General features: G+C 71.3%; 22 protein-coding genes. 3 read left to right on the forward strand and 19 right to left on the reverse strand.

All coding sequences use genetic code 11. The annotated features are described in order from the left end of the window. Nucleotides 1-9: 9 nt before the first annotated feature. A complete protein-coding gene (gene pyrR / locus NUT86_RS07975; protein WP_018087604.1) occupies nucleotides 10-600 on the reverse strand; it encodes a bifunctional pyr operon transcriptional regulator/uracil phosphoribosyltransferase PyrR in 591 nt (196 codons plus the stop codon). Between the two features lie 221 nt (nucleotides 601-821). Here pyrR and bldD point away from each other — a divergent pair, with 221 nt between their 5' ends. After that, nucleotides 822-1,322, forward strand: coding sequence for a transcriptional regulator BldD (gene bldD, locus NUT86_RS07980; RefSeq protein ID WP_018087605.1), 501 nt, complete (start codon nucleotides 822-824; stop codon nucleotides 1,320-1,322). A 195-nt stretch (nucleotides 1,323-1,517) separates the two neighbouring features. Here the strand turns inward: bldD and nusB are convergent, their stop codons facing one another. From nusB to NUT86_RS08050, 14 genes are all read right to left on the reverse strand, one after another. After that, nucleotides 1,518-1,952 (reverse strand): transcription antitermination factor NusB, encoded by a 435-nt coding sequence (gene nusB, locus NUT86_RS07985; RefSeq protein ID WP_018087606.1) that lies wholly within the window; start codon nucleotides 1,950-1,952, stop codon nucleotides 1,518-1,520. Between the two features lie 2 nt (nucleotides 1,953-1,954). After that, entirely contained in the window at nucleotides 1,955-2,521 is a 567-nt protein-coding gene (efp, locus tag NUT86_RS07990) for an elongation factor P (RefSeq protein WP_127149914.1), read from the reverse strand. Between the two features lie 65 nt (nucleotides 2,522-2,586). Beyond that, the gene (locus NUT86_RS07995; RefSeq protein ID WP_148589804.1) at nucleotides 2,587-3,693 is read right to left on the reverse strand and encodes an aminopeptidase P family protein; all 1,107 of its coding nucleotides are present in this window, start codon (nucleotides 3,691-3,693) and stop codon (nucleotides 2,587-2,589) included. Between the two features lie 73 nt (nucleotides 3,694-3,766). Further along, nucleotides 3,767-4,642, reverse strand: a complete 876-nt coding sequence (locus NUT86_RS08000; protein WP_093644740.1) for a Pro-rich N-terminal domain-containing protein — start codon at nucleotides 4,640-4,642, stop codon at nucleotides 3,767-3,769. 260 nt (nucleotides 4,643-4,902) lie between these two features. Beyond that, a complete protein-coding gene (gene aroQ / locus NUT86_RS08005) occupies nucleotides 4,903-5,352 on the reverse strand; it encodes a type II 3-dehydroquinate dehydratase (RefSeq protein WP_018087610.1) in 450 nt (149 codons plus the stop codon). Nucleotides 5,353-5,378: 26 nt separating this feature from the next. Then, nucleotides 5,379-6,470 carry a 3-dehydroquinate synthase gene (aroB, locus tag NUT86_RS08010; RefSeq protein WP_018087611.1) on the reverse strand — a complete coding sequence of 364 codons (1,092 nt, stop codon included), beginning with the start codon at nucleotides 6,468-6,470 and terminating at the stop codon, nucleotides 5,379-5,381. After that, nucleotides 6,467-7,024, reverse strand: a complete 558-nt coding sequence (locus NUT86_RS08015; RefSeq protein WP_266447333.1) for a shikimate kinase — start codon at nucleotides 7,022-7,024, stop codon at nucleotides 6,467-6,469. Before NUT86_RS08015 ends, aroB begins: the two co-directional genes overlap by 4 nt. Next, nucleotides 7,021-8,205, reverse strand: a complete 1,185-nt coding sequence (aroC, locus tag NUT86_RS08020) for a chorismate synthase (RefSeq protein WP_274734387.1) — start codon at nucleotides 8,203-8,205, stop codon at nucleotides 7,021-7,023. Before aroC ends, NUT86_RS08015 begins: the two co-directional genes overlap by 4 nt. 148 nt (nucleotides 8,206-8,353) lie before the next feature. Then, nucleotides 8,354-9,181: a shikimate dehydrogenase gene (locus NUT86_RS08025; protein ID WP_274734389.1), complete on the reverse strand. Its 828-nt coding sequence runs from the start codon at nucleotides 9,179-9,181 to the stop codon at nucleotides 8,354-8,356. Next, nucleotides 9,178-10,845, reverse strand: a complete 1,668-nt coding sequence (gene mltG / locus NUT86_RS08030) for an endolytic transglycosylase MltG (RefSeq protein WP_274734391.1) — start codon at nucleotides 10,843-10,845, stop codon at nucleotides 9,178-9,180. Before mltG ends, NUT86_RS08025 begins: the two co-directional genes overlap by 4 nt. 127 nt (nucleotides 10,846-10,972) lie before the next feature. Continuing rightward, the gene (ruvX, locus tag NUT86_RS08035; RefSeq protein WP_018087616.1) at nucleotides 10,973-11,437 is read right to left on the reverse strand and encodes a Holliday junction resolvase RuvX; all 465 of its coding nucleotides are present in this window, start codon (nucleotides 11,435-11,437) and stop codon (nucleotides 10,973-10,975) included. Nucleotides 11,438-11,451: 14 nt separating this feature from the next. Beyond that, nucleotides 11,452-14,121 carry an alanine--tRNA ligase gene (gene alaS, locus NUT86_RS08040; protein WP_018087617.1) on the reverse strand — a complete coding sequence of 890 codons (2,670 nt, stop codon included), beginning with the start codon at nucleotides 14,119-14,121 and terminating at the stop codon, nucleotides 11,452-11,454. Continuing rightward, nucleotides 14,121-14,465: a DUF6167 family protein gene (locus NUT86_RS08045; protein WP_018087618.1), complete on the reverse strand. Its 345-nt coding sequence runs from the start codon at nucleotides 14,463-14,465 to the stop codon at nucleotides 14,121-14,123. Before NUT86_RS08045 ends, alaS begins: the two co-directional genes overlap by 1 nt. A gap of 8 nt (nucleotides 14,466-14,473) precedes the next feature. Then, nucleotides 14,474-14,908: a DUF948 domain-containing protein gene (locus NUT86_RS08050; protein ID WP_174876461.1), complete on the reverse strand. Its 435-nt coding sequence runs from the start codon at nucleotides 14,906-14,908 to the stop codon at nucleotides 14,474-14,476. A 179-nt stretch (nucleotides 14,909-15,087) separates the two neighbouring features. Here NUT86_RS08050 and NUT86_RS08055 point away from each other — a divergent pair, with 179 nt between their 5' ends. Further along, a complete protein-coding gene (locus tag NUT86_RS08055) occupies nucleotides 15,088-17,286 on the forward strand; it encodes an ATP-binding protein (protein WP_159489751.1) in 2,199 nt (732 codons plus the stop codon). 26 nt (nucleotides 17,287-17,312) lie between these two features. Here the strand turns inward: NUT86_RS08055 and rpsD are convergent, their stop codons facing one another. Beyond that, entirely contained in the window at nucleotides 17,313-17,924 is a 612-nt protein-coding gene (gene rpsD / locus NUT86_RS08060; protein WP_018087621.1) for a 30S ribosomal protein S4, read from the reverse strand. Nucleotides 17,925-18,106: 182 nt separating this feature from the next. On the opposite strand from rpsD, the gene NUT86_RS08065 reads away from it, so the two are divergent. Continuing rightward, nucleotides 18,107-18,859 carry a DUF2470 domain-containing protein gene (locus NUT86_RS08065; RefSeq protein ID WP_274740411.1) on the forward strand — a complete coding sequence of 251 codons (753 nt, stop codon included), beginning with the start codon at nucleotides 18,107-18,109 and terminating at the stop codon, nucleotides 18,857-18,859. Nucleotides 18,860-18,934: 75 nt separating this feature from the next. On the opposite strand, the gene NUT86_RS08070 is transcribed toward NUT86_RS08065, so the two are convergent. The 3 genes from NUT86_RS08070 to hisS form a co-directional block, all read right to left on the reverse strand. Further along, nucleotides 18,935-20,305 (reverse strand): replication-associated recombination protein A, encoded by a 1,371-nt coding sequence (locus tag NUT86_RS08070; protein ID WP_037740679.1) that lies wholly within the window; start codon nucleotides 20,303-20,305, stop codon nucleotides 18,935-18,937. A gap of 84 nt (nucleotides 20,306-20,389) precedes the next feature. Further along, nucleotides 20,390-21,031, reverse strand: a complete 642-nt coding sequence (locus NUT86_RS08075) for a vitamin K epoxide reductase family protein (protein ID WP_274734395.1) — start codon at nucleotides 21,029-21,031, stop codon at nucleotides 20,390-20,392. A 360-nt stretch (nucleotides 21,032-21,391) separates the two neighbouring features. Next, nucleotides 21,392-22,654 (reverse strand): histidine--tRNA ligase, encoded by a 1,263-nt coding sequence (hisS, locus tag NUT86_RS08080; protein WP_093644759.1) that lies wholly within the window; start codon nucleotides 22,652-22,654, stop codon nucleotides 21,392-21,394.

A 22,654-nucleotide genomic window follows, 5' to 3' on the forward strand; every position in this document is an offset into this window, starting at 1 on the left:
CGCGGTGCGCTATCGCTCGCCGGCCGGGGCGGTGTGCTTCACGCCGAGCAGCACGGCGTCCCGGCCGTCCTCCTCGGTGAGCTGGACCTTGACCGTCTCCCGCAGCGACGTGGGGAGGTTCTTGCCCACGTAGTCGGCGCGGATCGGCAGTTCGCGGTGACCCCGGTCGACGAGGACCGCCAGCTGCACGGCGCGCGGCCGGCCGATGTCGCCCAGCGCGTCCAGCGCGGCGCGGATCGTGCGCCCGGAGAAGAGGACGTCGTCGACGAGCAGGACGACCCTGCCCTCGATGCCGTCGGCGGGGATGTCCGTGCGGGCGAGCGTGCGGGCGGGGCCCAGGCGCAGGTCGTCGCGGTACATCGTGATGTCGAGCGAGCCGACCGGGACCGTACGGCCGGTGATCTCTTCGAGCTTGGCGGCCAGTCGCCGGGCGAGGAAGACGCCGCGGGTGGGGATCCCCAGGAGCACCACATCGTCCGCGCCCTTGGCGCGCTCGACGATCTCGTGGGCGATACGGGTGAGCATCCGCGCGATGTCCGGGCCTTCGAGCACCGGGCGTGCGGGGAGCTGAGCCGTCGTGTCGGAACTGCTTGCGTCCATATGAAACGGACCTCCTTCTCCGCCTCACGGGACGGACCTTAAAGGACGTCGGAATTACGCGCCCCAGGCTACCAGGAGGCCCTCCAGGACCCGTCCGCACCCCTGACGGGTGAGGGTCTGCCCCGTTCCGCTTGACGAAGTCAGATTACGCTGCGTAACCTCACAGTGAGTTACCAGCCCGCGGCGGAGCCGCATGTCGATACAGCCGTCTGGGGAGTTTTATGTCCAGCGAATACGCCAAACAGCTCGGGGCCAAGCTCCGCGCCATCCGCACCCAGCAGGGCCTTTCTCTCCACGGCGTCGAGGAGAAGTCCCAGGGCCGCTGGAAGGCCGTGGTGGTCGGTTCGTACGAGCGCGGTGACCGCGCAGTGACCGTGCAGCGCCTCGCCGAGCTGGCGGACTTCTACGGCGTCCCGGTGCAGGAGCTGCTGCCGGGCACGACACCGGGCGGAGCGGCCGAGCCGCCGCCGAAGCTGGTGCTCGACCTGGAGCGCCTCGCCCATGTCCCGCAGGAGAAGGCCGGCCCGCTGCAGCGCTACGCCGCCACCATCCAGAGCCAGCGCGGTGACTACAACGGCAAGGTGCTCTCGATCCGCCAGGACGACCTGCGCACCCTCGCGGTCATCTACGACCAGTCGCCCTCGGTGCTGACCGAGCAGCTGATCAGCTGGGGCGTGCTCGACGCCGATGCACGCCGCGCCGTGTCACACGAGGAACTCTGACCCCCCTCGTACCTGCAGAAACGTACCGCCGCTCCGGGCTTCCGGGGCGGCGGTTCTGCATTCCGGCGGCCTTCCCGGGCGTCAGAGGCTCTCGCCGGTACCCCCACGAGAGCCTCTGACGGCGTTCTGCGGGCATGCGAAGGGCCCGGAGCACTGCCCCTCGCTCCGGGCCCGTTCACACGCTCTGCCGACCGCCTACTGCGCCTCGCGCCGCAGACTCGGCTTCAGCTCCTTGAACCGGCCGAGGAGGCCGTTGACGAAGGCCGGGGAGTCGTCCGTGGAGAACTCCTTGGCGAGCTGCACCGCTTCGTCGATCGCCACCGCGTCCGGCGTGTCGTCCACCCAGAGCAGTTCGTAGGCGCCGAGGCGCACGATGCTGCGGTCGGCCGCGGGCATCCGGTCCAGGTCCCAGTCGACCGCGTAGGTGGAGATCAGCTCATCGATGCGGTTGACATGGTCCGCGTATCCCTCGACCAGCTGCAGGGTGTACTCGTTCACCGGCGGCTGCCGGGGATCGGTCCGGGCGTGCCGCATCCAGTCCGCGAGCACGGACTGCACATCGGCACCGCGCTGGTCGGCCTCGAAGAGAATCTGGAAGGCGCGCTTACGGGCCTTGGTACGGGCAGCCACGGTTAGCTGTTCACCCGGCCGAGGTAGTCGCCCGTGCGGGTGTCGACCTTGATCTTCTCACCGGTGGTGATGAAGAGCGGCACCTGGATGGAGTAGCCGGTCTCCAGCTCGGCGGGCTTGGAGCCGCCGGTGGAGCGGTCGCCCTGCACACCGGGCTCGGTGTGCTTGATGGTCAGCTCGACCGCGGCGGGGAGCTCGACGTAGAGCACCTCGCCCTCGTGCTGCGCCACGACCGCCTCGAAGCCCTCGATGAGGTAGTTCGCGGCGTCACCGACGGACTTGCGGTCGACGTGCAGCTGGTCGTAGGTGTCCATGTCCATGAAGACGAAGTAGTCGCCGTCCATGTACGAGAACTGCATTCCGCGCTTGTCGACGGTGGCCGTCTCGACCTTCACGCCGGCGTTGAAGGTCTTGTCCACCACCTTGCCGGACAGCACGTTCTTGAGCTTCGTGCGGACAAAGGCGGGGCCCTTGCCGGGCTTGACGTGCTGGAACTCGACGACGGACCAGAGCTGGCCGCCTTCGAGCTTGAGCACCATGCCGTTCTTGAGGTCGTTCGTGGATGCCACGGTTGCGGAATCTCCTGGACTGCAGGTGTGGGACCCCGGAGAAGCGCACGCCGAAACCCTACGGCTCAGAGTGCGAGCAGCTCCTTGGTCGTGATCGTGAGTAGCTCGGGCCCGCCGTCCGCCTCGGGGCGGACGACGAGTGTGTCGTCGATCCGGACACCCCCACGGCCCGGGATGTGAACCCCCGGCTCGACGGTGACCGGCACGCAAGCGTCCAGTTTACCCATGGCGGCAGGGGACAACTGAGGGTCCTCATCGATTTCGAGTCCCACACCGTGCCCGGTCCACGGTCCGAGCCGCTCCCCGTACCCCGCGGCATCCAGTACATGGCGGGCCACCCGGTCCACCTCGCGGCACTCCACACCCGGCGCCAGCGCCTCGCGCCCGGCCCGCTGGGCTGCGAAAACGAGATCGTACAGCTCGATCTGCCAGTCCGAGGGCGTGGTGCCGATGACGAAGGTCCGGCCGATCTCGCAGCGGTAGCCGCGGTAATTGGCGCCCAGCCCGACGCTGAGGAAGTCGCCCTCCTCGACCCGCCGGTCGGTGGGCAGATGCCCGGGGCGGCCGGCGTTCGGGCCGGTCGCGACGGAGGTCGGAAAGGCCGGGCCGTCCGCACCGTGGTCGACCAGCCGCCGCTCCAGTTCGAGCGCGAGATGCCGCTCGGTGCGTCCGACCAGGATCGATTCCAGGAGCTCCCCCAGGGCCTGGTCGGCGATCTCGGCGGCGATCCGCAGACAGGCGATCTCGTCGTCGTCCTTCACCAGCCGCTGCGCCTCGACCGCGCAGGCCAGATCGCTCAGCCGCAGCCGCGGCGCGACCTGCGAGAGCGCCCGGTGCCGGGTGACGGTGAGGTGGTGTTCCTCGACGGCCAGGATGTCCGCGCCGGCCTTGGCGGCCAGGTCGGCGCCGGCCACGACCGGGTCGCCGCCCCGTGTCGGCAGCACCGAGACCCGGACGTCGTCGGCCGGGCGCCCCTCGGAGGGATCACCGCTGAGCGGGTTGCCGCACAGCAGCACATCGTCGGCCGGTCCCAGCAGCAGCGCGGCGCCGGGCGGCGCACAGCCGGTGAGGTAGCGGACGTTCGCGGGGCGCGAGATCAGTGCGGCGGCACTTCCGGCCCCGGCTACGCGGTCGCGCAGACGCGTGCGTCGGGCCGCGTACAACTCGGACATATCACGAGCGTACGGCGACTCCTCCGAGGCGGCCGGTCGAGCGGGGCCGCCCGGGGGAGCGGTGCCGTCCCGTCTACCAGTTGGGCGGGCTGGCGATGCTGCGGGCGACGACGTCGTCCAGCACCCGCACCGTCGTGGCGACGTCGTGCTGGGAGTTGTCGATGATCGGCAGGCCGGAGCCGTACCAGCCGGCCATCCGCCCGTGGATCCTGGCCACCTCTTCGTCGGAGAGCCGGCGGTTGCCGCTGCGCCGGGCGTTGCGCTCCAGCACGATCTCCAGGCCGGGCAGCAGCACGATCGGCAGCAGACCGGGGCCCACATGGCGCTTCCAGCCGCCCAGGCCGACGACCGGCCGGTCGGGGAAGACGGCGTCGTCGAGGATGCAGGAGATGCCGTTGGCGAGGAAGTTACGGGCCGCGAAGCCGCAGGTACGACGGGCGAGGCGGTACTGGGCCTCGGAGTGGTCGTTCCAGCCGGCCTGCGGGTCGGCGAAGCCGGCGCGCACCCATTCGCGGACGTCGTCGAGGCTGATGTGCGCGGTCGGCACCCGCCGGGTGTCGGCCCAGTGGCGCGCCACGCTGGTCTTGCCGGCCCCGGCCGGGCCGATGAGCAGCACCGCGACGGCCGTGTGCGCGGCGTCCGGTGCGGCATCGGTGGGCGGGCTGGGCAGCGGCACGGGGGCGCCCGGGGGCAGCGGCACATGGCCGGTGATGTCCGTGCTGTGCGGGGTGGGCGGGGCCTGCTGGGGTGCGGGCCCGTGCCAGCCCTGGCCGGGGGCGGGCTGCTGCGCGGGCGGCGGGGCAGCGGGAGCCGGCGGCGGGGCCGAAGGGGCCTGCGGCGAGGTGGGCGGGGTGTGCCCTCCCGGGTTGGGCGTCCAGTGCATGGCGGCCCCGGGTCCTGATGCCTGCCCGCGGGGCGGCGGCAGCGGAGCCCCCACTGCGTACTGCATCCGGTGGCTCTCCGTCTCGTGCGGTCGACGTGGTGCGGTGCTCCCCCGGCTCACGCCGGGTGGAGCCCCCAGGCGCCGGGCCGTCTGCCCGGTGCGTCGTGCGGTAACCCACCGGCCCGGAGGGGCCGTTGTGCCCCACGGCCGTCGGCGTGGGTGCTACCGCTGCGAACGGTACCCTCCCGGACGCGGCCGGAGGGCCTCCTGCCCCCGGCGCTCGCTGCGGGAACGGCCGGGGGCGCCGTGGTGTGCCCGAGGGTGCGTCAGCCGTCCAGCTCCTCGGCCAGCGCGCGGAGCGCCAGACGGTACGAGCCGATGCCGAAGCCGGCGACCGTACCGCTGGCGATGGCCGCGATGACCGAATTGTGGCGGAACTCCTCGCGGGCGTACGGGTTGGAGATGTGCACCTCGATCAGCGGGGCGGTGCGCTGGGCTGCCGCGTCCCGCATGCCGTACGAATAGTGCGTGAAGGCACCGGGGTTGATGATGACCGGAATCGATCCGTCGGCGGCCTCGTGCAGCCAGCGGATCATCTCGCCCTCGTCGTTGGTCTCCCGGACCTCGGCCTCGAACCCCAGCTCCTTGCCGAGCCGGGTGCACTCCTCGACCAGTCCGGTGTAGGAGGTGGCGCCGTAGACATCGGGCTCACGGGAGCCCAGCCGGCCGAGGTTGGGCCCGTTGAGGACGAGCACCCGCCGGGTCTTGCCGCTCATGCCGTGCCCCTTCCGTTCACCCTTGCTCACGCCGCGATCTCCGCGTGTGCCGCGAGCAGCATGGCCGGGTCCGGGCCCTCCAGGACGGTCGGCTTGGCGAGGCCGTCCAGGACGATGAAGCGCAGCCGGTCACCGCGGGACTTCTTGTCGACCTTCATCGTCTCCAGCAGCTTGGGCCACTGGTCGCCCCGGTAGGTCAGCGGCAGCCCGACGGACTCCAGAACGGAGCGGTGCCGGTCGGCGGTGGCGTCGTCCAGGCGGCCGGCGATCCGGCCGAGTTCGGCGGCGAAGACCATGCCGACGGAAACGGCGGCGCCGTGCCGCCAGTTGTAGCGCTCGTTCTTCTCGATGGCGTGCGCGAGGGTGTGGCCGTAGTTGAGGATCTCGCGCAGACCGGACTCCTTGAGGTCCGCGGAGACCACCTCGGCCTTGACCCGGATCGCCCGCTCGATCAGCTCGGCGGTGTGCGCACCGTCCGGGCGCTTGGCGGCCTCCGGGTCCGACTCGATCAGGTCGAGGATCGCCGGGTCGGCGATGAAGCCGGCCTTGATGACCTCGGCCAGACCGGAGACGTAGTCGTGCACCGGCAACGAGTCCAGCGCGGCCAGGTCGCAGAGCACACCGGCCGGCGGGTGGAAGGCGCCGACGAGGTTCTTGCCCTCGGCGGTGTTGATGCCGGTCTTGCCGCCGACCGCCGCGTCCACCATGCCGAGCACGGTGGTCGGTACGGCGATCCAGCGCACCCCGCGCAGCCAGGTCGCGGCGACGAAGCCGGCCAGGTCGGTGGTGGCACCGCCGCCGACGCCGACGATCACATCGCTGCGGGTGAAGCCGGACTGGCCGAGCGCCTTCCAGCAGTAGGCCGCGACCTCGGCGGTCTTGGACTCCTCGGCGTTCGGCAGCTGAACGGCGATCGCCTCGTAGCCCTGGGAGGCCAGGTCCTCGCGCAGCGCCTCGCCGGTGGCGGCCAGCGCCTCCGGGTGCAGCACCGCGACCCGCTTGACCCCGTCGCCGATCAGGCCGGGCAGTTCACCGAGCAGCTGCCGCCCGACGAGCACCTCGTACGGATCGGTGCCCGCCGTGCCGCCGACCTGGATACGGGTGGCCTGCTCCGTCATGCCTGTTCCTCCCTGTGGGCGGCCTGCGGGGCGTCTCCCGCGGCCTGGCGTAGCTCCAAAGCGTCCAGGATCGCCTCGACGACCTGCTCGGGGGTCCGCTCCCCCGTGGCGATCACGGCGCGCGCGACCTCGGTGTACAGCGGACGGCGCCGCTCCATCAGCTCGCGCCACTGCTTGCGCGGATTGACGGCCAGCAGCGGGCGGGGCGCGTCGAGGCCCACCCGCTTGACGGCGTCCGCGAGCTGGACGTCCAGGAAGACCACCGGCAGTCCGGTCAGCAGCTTGCGGGTGCCCTCGTCGAGGATCGCGCCGCCGCCGAGCGCGAGCACGCCCGGGTGGCCGTCGAGCGCGTCACGTACCGCGGCCCGTTCCAGGTCGCGGAAGTACGGCTCGCCCTGGTCGATGAAGATCTCGGCGATCGGCCGGCCGGCCGTTTCGACGATATCGGCGTCGGTGTCCCGGTAGCCGACGCCCAGCCGCTCGGCCAGCAGCGCGCCCACCGTCGACTTACCGGCCCCGGGCGGGCCGATCAGCACGACGGCCGGCGACGTCATCGGATCGCCAGGTTGTCGAGGAAGGTCTGCACATTGCGGCGGGTCTCCGGCACGCTGTCACCGCCGAACTTCTCCACCAACGCGTCCGCCAGCACGAGGGCCACCATCGCCTCGGCGACGATACCGGCGGCCGGCACGGCGCAGACGTCCGAGCGCTGGTGGTGCGCCTTGGCCGCCTCACCGGTGGTCACATCGATGGTCGCCAGCGCCTTCGGCACCGTCGCGATCGGCTTCATCGCGGCGCGCACCCGCAGCAGCTCGCCGGTCGTCAGCCCGCCCTCGGTGCCGCCGGAGCGGCCGGAGCTGCGCTTGATCCCGTCATCGGTGGAGACGATCTCGTCGTGCGCCTTCGAGCCCGGCACCCGTGCCAGGTCGAAGCCGTCGCCGACCTCGACGCCCTTGATGGCCTGGATGCCCATGAGGGCGGCGGCCAGCCGTGCGTCCAGACGCCGGTCCCAGTGCACATGCGAGCCGAGACCCACCGGCACGCCGTAGGCCAGCACCTCGACGACCCCGCCGAGGGTGTCGCCGTCCTTGTGGGCCTGGTCGATCTCGGCGACCATCGCCTTGCTCGCGTCCGCGTCCAGGCAGCGCACCGGGTCGGCGTCCAGCTTCTCGACGTCGGAAGGCTTGGGGACGACGCCGTACGGGGCCTTGGCCGCGGCCAGCTCGACGACATGCGAGACGATCTCGATGCCGGCCGTCTCCTTGAGGAAGGAACGGGCGACCGTGCCGAGGGCGACCCGGGCTGCGGTCTCACGGGCGGAGGCGCGCTCCAGGATCGGGCGGGCCTCGTCGAAGCCGTACTTCTGCATACCGGCGAGGTCGGCGTGGCCGGGGCGGGGACGGGTCAGCGGCGCGTTACGGGCCAGCGCGGCCAGCTCCTCCGGGTCCACCGGGTCGGCCGCCATCACCTGCTCCCACTTGGGCCACTCGGTGTTGCCGACCATGATCGCCACCGGCGAGCCCAGCGACAGACCGTGCCGCACGCCGCCCAGGAAGGTCACCTGGTCCTGCTCGAACTTCATCCGGGCACCGCGGCCATAGCCGAGCCGGCGCCGGGCCAGCGCGTCCGCCACCATCTCCGTGGTGATCGGCACTCCGGCCGGAAGGCCCTCCAGCGTCGCCACGAGTGCGGGGCCGTGCGACTCCCCCGCCGTCAGCCAGCGCAACCTGCTCAACGGTGCTCCTCATGTACTGCTCATCCGCGTACGGTCTTCCCCTGATCCTCCCACGTCGCGCGGGACGACCGGCGCCCAGTCCAGGGTGCGGACCGGGCGCGCGGGGACGTACGGGCCGGACCGGGCGGACCGGGCCCGGCAGGGCGGGTCAGCGGGCGGCGAGCGCCACCTCGCCGGCCTTGCGCATCGCGGCCAGCGGCGCCGGTGACCGGCCCGTCATCTGCTCCACCTGCAGCACGGCCTGGTGGACCAGCAGATCCAGGCCGCCCACCACGGCACCGCCGCGGTCGGCCCAGGCCGTGGCCAGCGCCGTCGGCCAGGGCTCGTAGAGCACATCGAAGAGCGTGCCGGGCCGGTCGGGGACGGCGGCGGCGAGCGCGTCGGTGGTCCCCGCCGGGGTGGTGGCGATCGTCAACGGCGCCTCGAAGGCCGCGGCGGCGTCCTCCCAGGCGGCGGTGCGGACCGTGATCCCGAGCCGCTCGCCCCAGCCACGCATCTCCTCGGCACGCGCCTCGCTGCGGACATACGCGGTGACCTCGCCGGTGCAGATCCGGGAGAGCGCGGCGAGCGCGGAGGAGGCGGTGGCGCCCGCGCCCAGGACCGACGCCCGCTCGACCTGCCGCACCCCGCGCTCACGCAGGGCGGCGACCATGCCGGGGATGTCGGTGTTGTCGCCGAGGCGGCGCCCGTCGGCGGTGAGGACGACGGTGTTCACCGCCTCGACGGCCTCCGCGGTGGAGCTGATCTCGTCGAGCAGTGGGATCACCGCCCGTTTGAGCGGCATGGTCAGCGACAGGCCCGCCCACTCGGGACCGAGCGTCTCGAAAAACCCGGGCAGCGCCGCCTCGTCGACCTCGAAGCGGTCGTACGCCCAGTCCTCCAGCCCCAGTTCCGCGTATGCGGCACGGTGCAGAACCGGGGAGAGGGAGTGGGCGATCGGGGAGCCGAGTACCGCAGCCCGACGGGTGGCGCTCATTGCTTGGCTTTCTCTTGTTCCTTGAGGTAAATGCGGCGGTTTCGTTCGTGCTCTTCGTTCGTCTCGGCGAACAGCGTCTTTTCCGGGTTGATCGAGACGAAGTAGTACCAGTTGCCCTTGGCAGGGTCGATCGCCGACCTGATGGCTTCCTCGCCCGGGTTGCCGATCGGCCCCGGCGGCAGTCCCTTGAACTTGTAGGTGTTGTAGGGATCGTTGAAGTTCCGCAGATCGTCGACGGATCCGGTGTCCAGCGTGCTCTGGGACCTGGCGTAGTTCACCGTCGAGTCGAAGTCGAGCAGGCCGTAGGTCTCGGTGTTGTCCGGCTTGAGACGGTTGTAGACGACCCGGGCGACCCGGTCGAAGTCGTGCTTGTACTTGCCCTCGGCCTGCGTGAGGCTGGCGACGGTGAGCAGCTGCATCGGCGATTCGAGGTGCAGCTTCTGCGCGTTCCCCTCCAGGTCGTGCTGCTCGTAGACCTGGTTCGCCCGCGCCACCATCTGCTTGAGGACCGCCGCCGGCTTGGCCTTCTCTCCGACGCTGTAGGTCGACGGATAGAGGAAGCCCTCCAGCGGGTCCTTCAGCTTCGACGCATTCTTGGCCCAGGAAGGCAGCCCGAGGCTCTTGGCCTCGGTCTTGGCGACGCCCTTGGTCGTGCCCTTCTTGAGGTGGAGCTTCGTGTCGATGAGCTTGTAGACGTCGCCGGAGCGCAGGCCCTCACGGATCGTGAGGCCGTTGCGGCTCTTGGGGTCCACCATCAGCTCGACGGCCGAGGCCGCGGACATGTGCTTGCGCAGGGAATATGTCCCCGGCTGAAGGACTTTGTCCTTCTTGCTGTCGGTGGCGGCTTCGGAGAACGCGTCGGCGCTCTTGACCACGCCTGCCCGTTTGAGGGCCAGCCCCATCTGCAGGATCGTGGAATTCTCCGGGATGTCGACCTGGACCTCGCCGGTGCCCTCGCCCTCGTAGTCGGGGGCCGGGCCGAAGTGGCTCATGATGAAGTCGTAGCCGAAATAGCCGACGGTGCCGACGGCTCCGGCGAAGAGCAGGGTCACGACCAGGCAGGCCCGGCCGCTGCGCCGCTTGTTCTTCTTGTTCTTCTTGCCGCGGCGCTCGCGGCCGCCCCGGCCCTCTTCGCGCGGGTCGAGGTCGTCGCGGCCGTCGTCATCGCCGTGGTCCGCGAAGAACGCATGCTCCGGCTCCGGCTCGCGCGGCCCCGGATCGGCCCGCCAGTCGTCGCCGGCGCCGGTGCCCTCGTTGTAGTGCGGCTCCGGGTGCTGAGGGTGCTGCGGCTGCTGGTACTGCTGTTGCTGCTGCATTCCCTGCTGGCCCTGCATCGCCTGCGGGTGCGGATGCTGGTGCTGCGGCGGATAGGCGTCCGGAGCGGCGTAGTAGTCGGGGTTCGTCCCGCTGTACGGGTCGGCCGGCGGCTGCTGCCCGTAGGGGTCGTACGGGTCGTACGGCGGCTGCCCGCCCTGCGCACCGTCCCAGCCGCCGTTGTAGTGCTGCTGGGCATACGGGTCAGCCTGCTGCTGGGGGTACCGGTGGGCCTGCTGTCCGTCCCACTGAGGCTGCTGCTCCTGGCCTCTGGAGGAACCCTGGTCTCCGTAGAGCGGGTCCTCGGGATGCCACGGTTCGGAGCCGTAGCCCCGGCCATACTCGGTCATCGATCCCCTAGAGCCGAGAGGCGGTGCACTCCGGCCTGGCAGCGCGCTTGCTGTACCCGATCCGCCTCTACTTGCACGCGCGGCTGTTCGAACGCCGCACATCGCGCGGAACGTTACCGTACCGCGATCAGATGACCACTTCGACGCTCTCGCCCGGAGGTTCCCCGGAGACGCGTTCGGTCTCCAGCGCGCTCTGCAGAATGACCACCGCGGCCGCCTGGTCGACCACCGAGCGGCCCTTCTTGCTCCGGACTCCCGAGGCCCGCAGGCCCTGGGTGGCCGTGACCGTCGACATCCGCTCGTCGACCAGCCGGACCCCTACGGGGGCGATGTTCCGGGCCATCTCCTGGGCGAAGGCCCGGACCTTGGCCGCGGCCGGCCCCTCTCCCCCACTGAGGGAGCGGGGCAGGCCGACCACGACTTCGAGGGGCTCGTACTCCTCGACGATCGCCTTGAGCCGGCGGTGTGCTGACGGAACGTCACGTCCCGGCACGGTCTCGACGGGGGTGGCGAGGACCCCGTCGGGGTCGCACGAGGCGACCCCGATACGGGCGTCCCCGACATCCACGGCGATGCGCCGGCCGCGTCGCATCTCACTCACGCGCGTCAGGCCGCCTCGCCGACGAGGCGCTCGACGGCCTCGATGGCCTCGGGCACCGCGGCGGGGTTCTGACCGCCGCCCTGGGCGACGTCCGGCTTGCCGCCGCCACCGCCGCCGAGCGTCTTGGCGGCCGTACGGACCAGCTCACCGGCCTTGATGCCGCGCTCGCGGGCGGCCTCGTTGGTGGCGATGACCGTCACCGGGCGGCCGTTGGCGACCGAGAACAGCGCCACGACGACGGCACGGTCGCCCTGGATCCGGCCGCGTACGTCCAGCACCAGCTTGCGCAGATCGTCGGCGGAGGTGCCGTCCGGGACCTGCCCGGCGGCCAGCGCCACCCCGCGGACGTCCTTGGCGCCGTCGGCCAGCCCCGCGGCGGCCTGCAGCACCTTCTCGGCGCGGAACTTCTCGATCTCCTTCTCGGCGTCCTTCAGCTTGGCCAGGACGCCGGAGATCTTCTCGGGCAGCTCCTCGGGGCGGCCCTTGACCAGCTCGGTGAGCTGGGAGACGACGGTGTGCTCACGGGCCAGGAACTTGTAGGCGTCCACGCCGACCAGGGCCTCGACCCGGCGCACACCGGAGCCGATGGAGGACTCGCCGAGCAGCTTCACCAGGCCCAGCTGAGCGGTGTTGTGGACGTGGGTGCCGCCGCACAGCTCCTTGGAGAAGTCGCCGATGGTGACCACGCGGACGCGGTCGCCGTACTTCTCGCCGAATTCGGCGATGGCGCCCTGCTTCTTGGCGTCCTCCATGCTCATGACCTCGGCATGGACGTCGAGCTCACGGGAGAGCACCTCGTTGATCTTCTGCTCGACGTCCGTGAGGACCCCGCCGGGCACGGCGGCCGGCGAGCCGAAGTCGAAGCGGAAGCGGCCCGGGGAGTTCTCCGAGCCGGCCTGCGCGGCCGTGGGGCCGAGGGCGTCGCGCAGCGCCTGGTGGGTGAGGTGGGTGGCGCTGTGGGCGCGGGCGATGGCGCGCCGGCGGGTGACGTCGATGGTGGCGTACGCGGCCGAGCCGAGCACCACCTCGCCGACCTGGACGACGCCCTTGTGGACCGTGACCCCGGGCACCGGCTGCTGGACGTCACGGACCTCGACGACGGCGCCGGAGTCCAGCTTGATCCGGCCGGTGTCGGCGAGCTGGCCGCCGCCCTCGGCGTAGAAGGGGGTGCGGTCCAGGACGACCTCGACCTCGTCGCCCTCGTGGGCGGCCGGGGCCGGGGCGCCGTTGACCAGGAGGCCGACGATCGCGGACTCGCCCTCGGTGGCGCTGTAGCCGGTGAACTCCGTGCTGCCGGACTTGTCGGCGACCTCACGGTAGGCGGACAGGTCGGCGTGGCCGCTCTTCTTGGACTGGGCGTCGGCCTTGGCGCGCTCCCGCTGCTCCTTCATCAGACGGCGGAAGCCGTCCTCGTCCACCGAAAGGCCCTGCTCGGCGGCCATTTCGAGGGTGAGGTCGATCGGGAAGCCCCAGGTGTCGTGGAGCAGGAAGGCCTTGTCGCCGGGCAGGACCGCGGAACCCGCGGCCTTGGTGTCGGTGACGGCGCTGTCGAGGATGTTGGTGCCGGCCTTCAGCGTCTTGACGAAGGCGGCCTCCTCGGCGAGGGCGACCGTCTCGATACGGCGGCGGTCCTCCAGCAGCTCCGGGTACTGCTGGCCCATGGTCTTGATGACCACGTCCATCAGCTCGCCGATGACCAGGCCGGAGGCGCCGAGCAGCCGCATGTTGCGGATGGCGCGGCGCATGATGCGGCGCAGGACGTAGCCGCGGCCTTCGTTGCCGGGGGTGACACCGTCGCCGATGAGCATCGTGGAGGTACGGATGTGGTCGGCGACGACGCGGAGCGAGACATCGGTGGCGTCGGAGGCGCCGTAGCGCACACCGGAGAGCTCGGTGGCCTTGTCGATGACGACGCGCAGGGTGTCCGTCTCGTACATGTTCGGGACGTCCTGCAGGATCATCGCCAGGCGCTCGAGGCCGAGGCCGGTGTCGATGTTCTTGCTGGGCAGCTCGCCGAGGATCTCGAAGTCCTCCTTGCCGGTGCCCGCACCCCGCTCGTACTGCATGAAGACCAGGTTCCAGATCTCCACGTACCGCTCGTCGTTGACGGCCGGGCCGCCCTCGACGCCGAACTCCGGACCGCGGTCGTAGTTGATCTCGGAGCACGGACCGCAGGGGCCCGGTACTCCCATGGACCAGTAGTTCTCCTTCTTGCCCAGGCGCTGGATGCGCTCCTTGGGCACCCCGACGACCTCGTGCCAGATGCGCTCGGCCTCGTCGTCGTCGAGGTAGACGGTGATCCAGAGGCGCTCGGGGTCCAGGCCGTAGCCGCCCTCCGCCTGCGAGCCGGTCAGCAGCTCCCAGGCGTACTTGATGGCGCCTTCCTTGAAGTAGTCGCCGAAGGAGAAGTTGCCGCACATCTGGAAGAACGTGCCGTGCCGGGTGGTCTTGCCGACCTCTTCGATGTCCGGCGTACGGACGCACTTCTGGACGCTGGTGGCGCGCGGGGCGGGCGGCTTGACCTCACCGAGGAAGTACGGCTTGAAGGGGACCATGCCCGCGTTCACGAGGAGCAGCGTCGGGTCGTCCGCGATGAGCGACGCCGACGGCACGACGGTGTGCCCGCGCTCCTCGAAGAAGCGCAGCCAGCGGCGGCGGATTTCAGCCGACTCCATCAGTGGTCCTCTTTTCCAGTCGGTCCGGTCAGACCGGTGTGTCCGGTTGTTCTCGTGGTTCGGTACTGCGGTTCGAGCACCGCGCGGCGCGGTGCCGGCAGCTCGCGCACCTCGGTCGGCTCGCCGAGCCCCAGGGCGTCGTGCAGCTGTTCTTCACGGTCCGCCATTCCGGCTCGTACGTCCAATGCAAATTGGCGCAGCCGGTGTCCGGTCTCGACGGCCTTGTCCGCGGCCTGTGCGGCGAGGCTGTCGGGCTGCAGCTTGCGCAGCTTGCGGTGGACCTTGTTGGTGGCCCACACGCCGGCGGCGGCGCCGGTGGTGAACCAGAATGCGCGGCGGAACATCGCTGTGATCAGTCCTTGGAGCGACGGTTGCGGCGCCCGCCGCGGCGGGCGCCGGGCAGGGTACGGCCGAGGACGACGGTGCGCTTCGGCTCCGGTTCGCCCTTCTTGCCGATCGCGCGGCGCACGCCGTAGCCGAACGCCGCCACCTTGACCAGCGGACCGCCGAAGGCGGAGGACACGGTCGAGGAGAGCGCGGAGGCGTTGGCGGTGACCTCTTGGACGTCGGCGGCGATGGCATCGACGCGGGCCAGCTGGGTGTGCGCGGAGCGGACCGTTGCGGAGGCGTCGGCGAGGAGGGGTACGGCCTGCTCGGACACCTCGGCCACCATCTTGGTGGTCGCCTTGAGCGTCTGCGCGAGCCTCACCAGCACGAGGGCGAGGAACGACACAAGGATCGCCCAGAAGACGGCCACGAGGATCCCGGCCACCTCTCCACCGGACACGTTGGCACCACTCTCCGACTGGTTTGGTCTGGTTCTCGTCCTGCTCGAACGGCAACCTTGACCTTATCGCGCCGTGACTGTCCGTCCGTACCCCGTTCCCGGTGGCGCACAGCGGCCGCCGGGGGAATCCGGCAGCGTGATTGTACGGTCCGCATCCTGCCGAGTACGCTCCGTGTGCCATGCGACGCCTCACGCGCCCCGGTCCCCTCTCCCGCCCTTCTCCCGAGCGTCTGCGGGCGCCGGGCAGGCAGGGGAACCTTCCCGCGGAACTCAACCGCTTCATCGGCCGCGACGACGAACTGGCCGCGCTGGCACGGCATCTGGAATCGGCCCGGCTGGTGACGCTCACCGGCCTCGGCGGCGTCGGCAAGTCCCGGCTCGCCGGCCATGGCGCAGCGATCTTGCAGGATCGCTTCTGCGATGGGGTGTGGCTGGTCGAACTGTCGTCCCTGCGCGAACCGCATCTCCTGGACCACACCGTCGCCGAGGCACTGGCGCCGGCCGACCACAGCGGCCGTCCGGTGCGCACCGCGCTGTGCGACCACCTCGCCGGCCGGGAACTGCTGCTGATCCTGGACGGCTACGAGCATCTGGTCGACGCCTGTGCCGACCTGACCGCGGAGCTGCTGCGCCGCGCCCCCGGGCTGCGGGTGCTGGCCGCCGGACGACGGCCTCTCGGGCTCACTGGCGAGCAGAACGTGGCGCTGGCGCCGTTGAACACCGCCGATGCGACCGCCCTGTTCACCGACCGCGCAGCGGCCGTGCTCGGCGGCTTCACCGTCGGGGCGGCCAACGAGGCGGCGGTCACCGAGCTCTGCGAGCGGCTCGACGGCATTCCGCTCGCGCTGGAGCTGGCCGCCGGACGGCTGCGCGCGCTGTCCGTGGACCAGGTGCTCCACCGGCTCGACGACCGCTTCCGGCTGCTGACCGGCACCGCCCGCGGTGCCCTGCCGCGCCACCAGACGCTGCGTACCGCGATCGGCTGGAGCCATGAGCTGTGCACACCCGAGGAGCGGCTGCTGTGGGCGCGGCTGTCGGTCTTCGCCGGGCAGTTCGACCTGGAGGCGGTCGAATACGTCTGCTCGGGCCCGGAGCTGCCGGCCGGTGAACTCCTCGACGTCATCGCGGAGTTGGTCGCCCAGTCGGTGCTGGTGCGGGAGGAGACCGCGGCCGGGGTGCGCTACCGGATGCTGGACACCGTACGGGCCTACGGCGCGGGCTGGCTGGCGGCGACCCCGGACGGCGACCGGCTGCGGCGCCGGCACCGCGACTGGTATCTGGGGCTGGCCACCTGGTGCGAACTGGACTGGTTCAGCTCCCGGCAGGCCGAGATCGCGGCCCGGATCGAGGCCGAGCTGCCCAATCTGCGGGTGGCGCTGGAGCAGAGCCTGGAATGCCCCGCCGATACGCACCTGGGCCAGTACCTGGCGGGCACCCTGTGGTTCTACTGGGTGGGCTGCGGCCGGCTCTCCGAGGGCCGGCACTGGCTGGACCGGGCCCTGGAGCTGGAGAGCGACCACGACGACGCACGGCTGAAGGCGCTGTGGGTGGCCGGCTATGTCGCGGTGCTCCAGGGGGACACCGTCGGCGCGCTGGGGGCCCTGCAGGAGTGCCGCGACGAGGCCGAGCGGACCGGCAACGCCACCGCGGCCGCCTACGCGCTGCACCGCACCGGCTGTCTGGCGCTGGTCTGCGACGACATGCCGCGCGCCGAGGAACTGCTGCGCGGGGCGCTGCGGCGCTACCGGGAGATCGGCGAGCTCAACAGCAATGTGCTGCTGGGGCAGGTCGAGCTGGCGATGGCGGTGGCCTTCCGGGGCGAGCCGGCGGACGCGGTGCGGCTGTGCGAGGACGTCCTGGAGGTGTGTGAGGACCACGGGGAGCGCTGGACGCGGGCCTACGCCCAGTTCGTGCTGGCGTACGCGTCCTGGTCGCGGGGCGACGGCGAGCGGGCCCGGACCCTGCTGGAGGAGTCCCTGGCCGTCCATCACGCCTTCCACGACCTGCTGGGCGTGGTGCTGGCGATCGAGCTGCTGGCGATGGTGACGCTCGGCGAGGGGGACGCGGAGGAGGCGGCGGTGCTCCAGGGCGCCGCGGGGCGGATCTGGCCGTCGGTGGGGCTGCCGCTGTTCGGTTCGCGCTACTTCCGCCGGCCGCACGCGCTGTGCGAGGAACAGGCCCGGCAACGGCTGGGTGCCGAGCACTACGGGCGTGCCCTGCGCACCGGCGAGCGGCTCGGCCTGGACGCGACGGTGGCCCGGGTCCTGCGGCCCGCCGGTCCGGTGCCCGCCCCGCACCGCACGGTACGGATCGTGCCGCCGGACACGAACGAGCCCGCCGCCTCCCCCTCCGCGAGCGGCGGGGAGACGGCGGGCTGAGCGCGGTGCTGCGCCTGCTGTGGTGCTTAGCGGGCGTAGTACTCGACGACGAGCTGCTCGTCGCAGATCACCGGGATCTCCTTGCGGTTCGGGTCCCGGTCGAGGCGGAACGCCAGAGCCTGCAGGTTGACCTCGATGTAGCGCGGGGTCTCGCCGTCGGGGGCGTAGCCACCCTCACGCGCGACCTGGAAGGGGTGCTTCTCGCGGCTGCGCTCGCGGACCATCACGACGTCGCCGGGGCGGACGCGGAAGGACGGCTTGTCGACCTTGCGGTCGTTCACCGAGATGTGGCCGTGGACGACCATCTGGCGGGCCTGGTAGATCGTCCGGGCGATGCCCGAACGCAGGACGAGCGCGTCCAGACGGCGCTCAAGCTCGATGATCAGCGCTTCGCCGGTCTTGCCTTCGACCTTCCGAGCGCGGTCGTAGGCACGCGCCATCTGGCGCTCGCTGATGTCGTACTGCGCGCGCAGACGCTGCTTCTCGAGCAGACGGACCTTGTAGTCACTGTTCTGCTTGCGGCCACGGCCGTGCTCGCCGGGCGGGTAGGGACGGGCCTCGAAGTACTTGACGGCCTTCGGCGTCAGCGCGATGCCGAGCGCACGGGACTTCTTGACCTTGGGACGCGACTGGTTCACGTGGAACGGACCTCCGTGTAAGTTAGGTGAGGCTTACCTTAGCGCGAGGAGAACGCATGTTTCGACCTGGGATCCCCCTGCCCGGTGCACACCGCACCGAGGCGGGTCAGCCGCGTCCCGTGGAAGGCGCCCAGCAGCCCACTGCCGCCGAGCGCGTACGAACCCTCGTCGAGTCCAATGGTATGGCGTCTCTGAACATCCCCGGTGTCGAGGACCCCGACGAGACCGGCCTCTCGGCGCCGGTCTGCCGGACCGTGACACCCGACGGAGACGTGCTGTTGCTGGTTTCCGGCGACTCCGCGGCGGCTCGGGCGGCGGCACACGCACAGGACGACGACCTGACAGCCGTGATGGAGATCACGGATGTCGCGCCGGTTTCGGTGCCTCATCGCATCCGTGGAAGGGCCTGGGTGGCCGGCTGGCTCACCCCCGTCCGCAACGAGCGGCGCGCCGAGGCCGCGATGCTGCTCGCGGAGCGGCACCCGGTCGGTGAGCTGCTCGGCATCGGCGAGGCGCTGCAGCTGGACCCCGCTCCGGGCCTGTACGGGCGGACCGCCTGGATGATGCTGCGCCTGGAGGTCGGTGAGGGCGCGGTGGACGATCTGTGGGGCTCCGAGTCCGTCGAGCCGGACGACTTCGCCGACGCCGCCCCCGATCCGCTGGCGGCCCATGAGGCGGAGCTGCTGCAGCATCTGCACGCCGCGCACAGCGAGCAGGTGCGCGGGCTGTGCGCCCTGCTGGGCGACCGCGGGGACGTCTGCGGGCTGCGCGGCCGGGCCGTGCCGGTGGGCCTGGACCGCTTCGGGCTGCGGGTCCGCTTCACGGACGCCGAGCAGCACTCCTTCGACGCACGGTTCGACTTCCCCGAGCCCGTGCGGGACGTGGCGGAGCTGCGGCGGGCGATGCATCTCCTCTTCGAGGCGGCGGCCGAGTAGTCCGGGGCCGCCGCCCGGCCGGCCGGCGGTGCCCGGGAGGCCGACGCACCGGCCCCGGCCCGGCCGGCGGAGGGGCTACTCGGCGGCGCTCTCGCCGGAGTCGGAGCGCAGGCGCACCCGGACCCGCTCGACGACATCGGCGTAGCGCGCCTCGGCACCATGGCGGGTGGGCTCGTAATAGCGCTTGCCGTGCACCTCGTCCGGGGCGTACTGCTGGGCCGCGATACCGCCCGGCAGGTCGTGCGGATACCGATAGCCCTGGCCGTGGCCGAGCTTCTGGGCGCCCTTGTAGTGGCCGTCGCGCAGATGCGGCGGCACCGCACCGGCCTGACCGGCCCGGACGTCCGCCAGCGCGGCGTCGATGGCCAGATACGCGGCGTTCGACTTCGGCGCCAGGGCGAGCGCGATGGTGGCCTGGCTCAGCGTGATCCGCGCCTCCGGGAAGCCGATCATCGCCACGGCCTGGGCGGCGGCGACCGCGGTCTGCAGGGCCGTCGGATCGGCCAGGCCGATGTCCTCGCTCGCCGAGATCATCAGCCGGCGGGCGATGAACCGCGGGTCCTCCCCCGCCTCGATCATGCGCGCCAGGTAGTGCAGCGCGGCGTCGACGTCCGAGCCCCGGATGGACTTGATCAGCGCGCTGGCGACGTCGTAGTGCTGATCGCCGTCCCGGTCGTACTTGACCGCCGCCCGGTCGACGGACTCCTCCAGCGTCTGGAGGGTGATCTCCTTCTCGCCCTTGGCCAGCGCGGAACCGGCACCGGCCTCCAGGGCCGTCAGCGCACGCCGGGCATCGCCGCCCGCGATCCGCAGCAGATGCCCCTCGGTGTCCTCGGGGAGGGTCACCGCGCCCGCCAGCCCGCGCGCGTCGGTCAGCGCACGCCGCAGCAGCCCGCGCAGATCGTCGTCCGTGAGGGGTTCGAGGGTCAGCAGCAGCGAGCGGGACAGCAGCGGCGAGATCACCGAGAAATACGGATTCTCGGTCGTCGCGGCGATCAGGGTGACCCAGCGGTTCTCCACGGCCGGCAGCAGGGAATCCTGCTGGGCCTTGCTGAAGCGGTGGATCTCGTCCAGGAAGAGGACGGTCTCCTTGCCGTAGCCGCCCGAGGCGCGCCGCGCGCCGTCGATGACCGCGCGGACCTCCTTGACGCCGGCCGTGATCGCCGAGAGCTCCACGAAGCGCTTGTTCGTCGCCTGGCTGACGACATACGCCAGGGTCGTCTTGCCGATGCCCGGCGGTCCCCACAGGAACACCGAGGACGGCCCCGCGGGGCCGCCGCTTCCCTCGCCGACCAGCCGGCGCAGGGGCGAGCCCGGCTTGAGCAGATGCTGCTGGCCCACGACTTCATCGAGGGTGCGCGGACGCATCCGGACGGCGAGCGGGGACCCCGCGGGGTCCTTCTCCTGGCGGTCTTCGGCAGCGGCGGTGAACAGGTCGGGCTCCACGATCACGAGCCTAAGCCACCCCACTGACAACGCCCCGGCCGCCGTCAGGACGGGCCGGGGCGCGGGCAGCGCGTGGGGCGGGACTCAGATCAGGCTGCTCCAGTACGTCCACCACTTGGTGAGGATCAGCAGCGCGATCACGCCGTACCAGAGCACCGGCACGACCCAGTGGAACTCCAGCACGGCCCGGCGCAGCCCGTCGGGGGCCGGGATGATCCCGTGCTTGAGGTTGTGCACGGTGGTGTACCAGAACATCAGGATCGTGATCAGCCACGTCAGCGTGCACCACAGGCACAGCGAGTTGATGACGTACAGCGACTGGGACATCAGCCACATGCAGAAGACCGTGCCGAGCAGCGTGCCGACGTTCAGTCCGATCCAGTACCAGCGGCGGAAGCGGGCTCCGGCCAGCAGGGCCATGCCGATCGCGATGACCGCGCCGAAGGCGACCAGACCGGCGACCGGGTTCGGGAAGCCGAAGACCTCCGCCTGCTTGCTCTGCATGATGTTGCCGCAGGAGATGATCGGGTTCAGGCTGCAGGCCGGCTTGTAGTTCGGGTCCTTCAGCAACTCGATCTTGTCCAGGGTGATGACCCAGGCCGCGAGCAGACCCAGCGCGCCGGTGATCACCAGGAGCAACGCGAGGCCGCGACCCGAGCCGATGGTGCCCCTGCCGCTCACGCGGTCGTCGTCGGTGGACACGTCGTCAAGCTCTGTCGTCGTCATATCGCCGTTCCGTCGGTCCCTCGGGAGTTGGGGCTGAGCGCGGGCCCGGTCACGGGCACGCCGTTCATTCTGCCCCAACTCCACCATGACCCACTGTGCGACGAACATAAAGAAGAGCCCTCCGCACACAGCGTTCTCTCAGGTTCGCTCCACTCCCGCCTGCCCTCTCCGCCCGCCCGGCGGCCGGCCACCGCGGGTGCCGCCGGGCCGGAATCCCTTCGCCGGGATGAACGCACGGCAGGCGTTGACCCCGGGCGTCCGGCGGCGCGGAAGAAACGGCACAGCGGAAGAACCGGCACACACGAGGGGCCCGGCCGGCCGATCGCCGTCCGGGCCCCTCGGGGTCCGCCGTCCCGCAGCTCAGCCCAGCGTGCGCCGGACCTCCTCGGCCACGGTGTCCAGCGCGACCGCGGTCTGCTCACCGCTCTCCAGGTCCTTGAGCTGGACGACGCCCTCGGCCAGGTCCCGCTCACCCGCCACCAGCGCCAGCCGCGCGCCGGAGCGGTTGGCGGACTTCATGGCGTTCTTCAGGCCCTTGCCGCCGAACGCGAAGTCGGTGGCGACACCGGCCCGCCGCAGCTCGGTGACCACACCGAACAGCACCCGGCGGGCCTCCTCGCCGAGCGGCACCGCGTACACGGCCGTGGCGGCGGGGATGTCGAGCGTGATGCCCTCCGCCTCCAGCGCCAGCACCGTGCGGTCGACGCCCAGCGCCCAGCCGACGGACGGCAGCGCGGGGCCGCCGATCATCTCGGAGAGACCGTCGTAGCGGCCGCCGCCGCCCACCGCGGACTGCGAGCCGAGGCCGTCGTGGACGAACTCGAAGGTGGTGCGGGTGTAGTAGTCCAGGCCGCGGACCAGCTTCTCGTCGTCCTCGAAGGCCACTCCCGCCGCGGTCAGCAGCTCACGCACCTGCTCGTGGTACGCCTTGCAGGCCTCGCAGAGGTAGTCGCGGAGCTTGGGCGCCCCGTCGAGCTGCTTCTGCACGGACTCGCGCTTGTCGTCCAGGACGCGCAGCGGGTTGATGTCGACCCGGCGCCGGGTGTCCTCGTCCAGGTCGAGCCCGCGCAGGAAGTCCTGCAGCGCGGCGCGGTAGACGGGGCGGCACTCCTTGTCGCCCAGGGAGTTGAGCAGGATGCGGAAGTTCCGCAGCCCCAGCGCGCGGTAGGCCTGGTCGGCCAGGATGATCAACTCGGCGTCCAGCGCGGGGTCCTCGGCACCGATGGCCTCGGCGCCGACCTGGGAGAAGTGGCGGTAACGGCCCTTCTGCGGACGCTCGTAGCGGTAGTACGAGCCGGAGTACCAGAGCTTGACGGGGAGGTTGCCCGCCTTGTGGAGGCTGGCCTCCAGTGCGGCGCGCAGCACGGACGCGGTGCCCTCGGGGCGCAGCGCCAGCTGGTCGCCGCCCTTGGTCTCGAAGGCGTACATCTCCTTGGTCACGATGTCGGTGGACTCACCGACGCCGCGCGCGAACAGCTCGACACTCTCGAAACCGGGCGTCTCGATGTAGCCGTACCCGGAGTTCTTCAGCGGCGCGGCGATCGCCTCGCGCACCGCGAGATAGGTGGCGGACTGCGGCGGAATCAGGTCGTACGTGCCCTTGGGGGCCTTGAAGGTGCTCAC

This window comes from Streptomyces sp. G7(2002) (assembly GCF_028870195.1).
Lineage (GTDB): Bacteria > Actinomycetota > Actinomycetes > Streptomycetales > Streptomycetaceae > Streptomyces > Streptomyces nigrescens.